Raw genomic sequence first — 2,187 nt, forward strand, 5'->3', positions numbered from 1 at the left:
CGTGAGGGGCTTGAGTCACTCGCGTGGGCCGAGCAGGTCGTCGTCATGAATTCCGTGCAGGGCGTCTGGCCGCTGCGCACCCTGCTCAAGGCCGATGGCGCGATTCTGGCTGAGTGGAAGGATGAGGCGCATCCGGCGCTGGACGAGTTGAATCACACTGTCGCGCGCTTGCTGGGCGAGCCCGCGAACTGACGGAAGACGACGAGCGTCAGCAGGCATGCCTGCGCGGTCGTCGCCTTCGCCATGAAGACTGGAAACCTGATTATGCGAGTGTTCAAGATCCTCCTGATGCTGGTAGTGCTGGCCGTGGCTGCGGGTGTGGTGGGCTTTCGTTATTGGCAGGCGCAGTTGCTGTCACCGTTGGCGATCGAGAAGGAACAGTTGTTCGAGGTGCCCAAGGGCGCCAGCCTGACCAGGGTCGTGAGCGAGCTCGAGTCACATGGCATCATCGAGGCGAGCTGGCCGTACAAGGTGTGGTCGCGCCTCGAGCCTGAGGCCGTCAATGGCCTGCGCGCCGGTGAATTCCGTCTCACGCCGGGCTTGAACGGCCGTGAGCTGGTGGCGCTGCTGTCCAGTGACGATGTGGTCAGCTATACCTTGACCGTGCCGGAGGGCTGGACCTTCGCCCAGATGCGCACTGCCATGGATGCCTCGCCCAAGCTTGAGCACACGACTCGCGACATGAGCGATGAAGAGTTGATGGCGGCCGTCGGTGCCGAGGGCGAGAAGCCGGAAGGGCGCTTCTTCCCGGACACCTACCGCTATCACAAGGGCGTCAGCGACCTCTCGCTCTACAAGCAGGCCTATAGCCGCATGAGCAAGACGCTGGAGGAAGTCTGGGCCGGACGTGACGACGACCTGCCGATCACCAGCGCCTACGAGGCGTTGATCATGGCGTCACTGATCGAGCGCGAGACCGGCGCCCCGGAAGAGCGCGACGAGATCGCCGGCGTCTTCAAGCGTCGCATGGAGCGCGGCATGCGCCTGCAGACCGACCCGACCGTCATCTATGGCCTGGGCAAGGACTATGATGGCTCGCTGTCGCGCGCCGACCTGCGCAAGCCGACGCCCTGGAATACCTACGTGATCACCGGCCTGCCGCCGACGCCGATCGCGATGCCCGGGCGCGCCGCGCTGGAAGCGGCGGTGCATCCCAAGGAAGGCGATACCTACTACTTCGTCGCCAAGGGTGAGGGCAAGCATCACTTCTCGCGCACGCTGCGCGAGCACAACAATGCCGTGCGCCGTTATATTCTCAATCGGTAATGCGTGGCGAATGAGCTGAAACCCGTGTGGCGAACAGGGTCTGCCATGCTGCACGAGGCTTTCGTCGCGAGTCATCTGCTGTCTGAATCAGGAAACATCATGTCTTCACGTCCGAGCGCATCAAGCACGACGTCTTCTCGCCACGCCGCCAGCGCGGCGGCCACCCAGGCTTCGCCCGCTGGTCGCTTCATCACGCTGGAAGGCGGTGAAGGCGTCGGCAAGAGCACCAATGTCGCCTTCGTGGTCGCCGAGCTCGAGGCGCATGGCCTCGAGGTCGTGCGCACGCGTGAGCCGGGTGGCAGCGAGCGAGCGGAAGCCATTCGCCAGTTGCTGCTGGACCCGGCGCCGGCCGAGTCGCTGAGTGATGATGCCGAACTGCTGTTGATGTTCGCCGCGCGTGCCCAGCATCTGGCCGCGACCATTCGCCCGGCGTTGGCGCGTGGTGCCTGGGTGGTGTGCGATCGATTCACCGACGCGACCTTTGCCTACCAGGGCGGTGGCCGCAACCTGCCGCTGGCCGATATCTCGGCGCTGGAATCCCTGGTGCAGAAAGGCTTGCAGCCGGACCTGACCCTGCTACTGGACATGCCGGTCGAGGCGGCACGTGGCCGTCTGGCCGCTCGTCGCGCCGAGACCGGCGAAGGCGCCGACCGCATCGAGCAGGAAGCCGAGCAGTTCTTCGAGGCGGTGCGTGTCGGCTATCACATGCGTCGTGACGCCGACCCCGAGCGCTTTGCCACCATCGATGCCGGTCAGTCGCTCGAGGCGGTGCAGGCCGATATCGCGGCGGTACTGGCGGCGCGCGTGGCGGCCTGGCAGGCGAACACTGCCACGGATGAGCAGCCATGAGTGCATCAGACGTCAGTAGTGGTGTCACGCTTTCGAGCTTCTCACCGCTGCCGTGGCAGCATTCGCTGTGGC

The 2,187-nt window shown here is 65.1% G+C and carries 2 protein-coding genes and 1 pseudogene; all 3 read left to right on the forward strand.

Going from position 1 to position 2,187, the window contains the following annotated elements; all coding sequences use genetic code 11:
* Positions 1-192 (forward strand): annotated as a pseudogene (locus AC4FAH_RS14665) (aminodeoxychorismate lyase); the annotation flags it as partial.
* 72 nt (positions 193-264) lie between these two features.
* Positions 265-1,266 carry an endolytic transglycosylase MltG gene (mltG, locus tag AC4FAH_RS14670; protein WP_172978623.1) on the forward strand — a complete coding sequence of 334 codons (1,002 nt, stop codon included), beginning with the start codon at positions 265-267 and terminating at the stop codon, positions 1,264-1,266.
* A gap of 99 nt (positions 1,267-1,365) precedes the next feature.
* Positions 1,366-2,115 (forward strand): dTMP kinase, encoded by a 750-nt coding sequence (gene tmk, locus AC4FAH_RS14675; protein WP_213113336.1) that lies wholly within the window; start codon positions 1,366-1,368, stop codon positions 2,113-2,115.
* Positions 2,116-2,187 lie beyond the last annotated feature (72 nt).

The organism is Cobetia sp. (assembly GCF_983723665.1).

What these genes read in the sequence shown, in the direction of transcription:
- tmk (WP_213113336.1), top strand. Translation starts at nt 1,366, where the DNA reads ATGTCTTCACGTCCGAGCGCATCAAGCACGACGTCTTCTCGCCACGCC.
- mltG (WP_172978623.1), top strand. Translation starts at nt 265, where the DNA reads ATGCGAGTGTTCAAGATCCTCCTGATGCTGGTAGTGCTGGCCGTGGCT.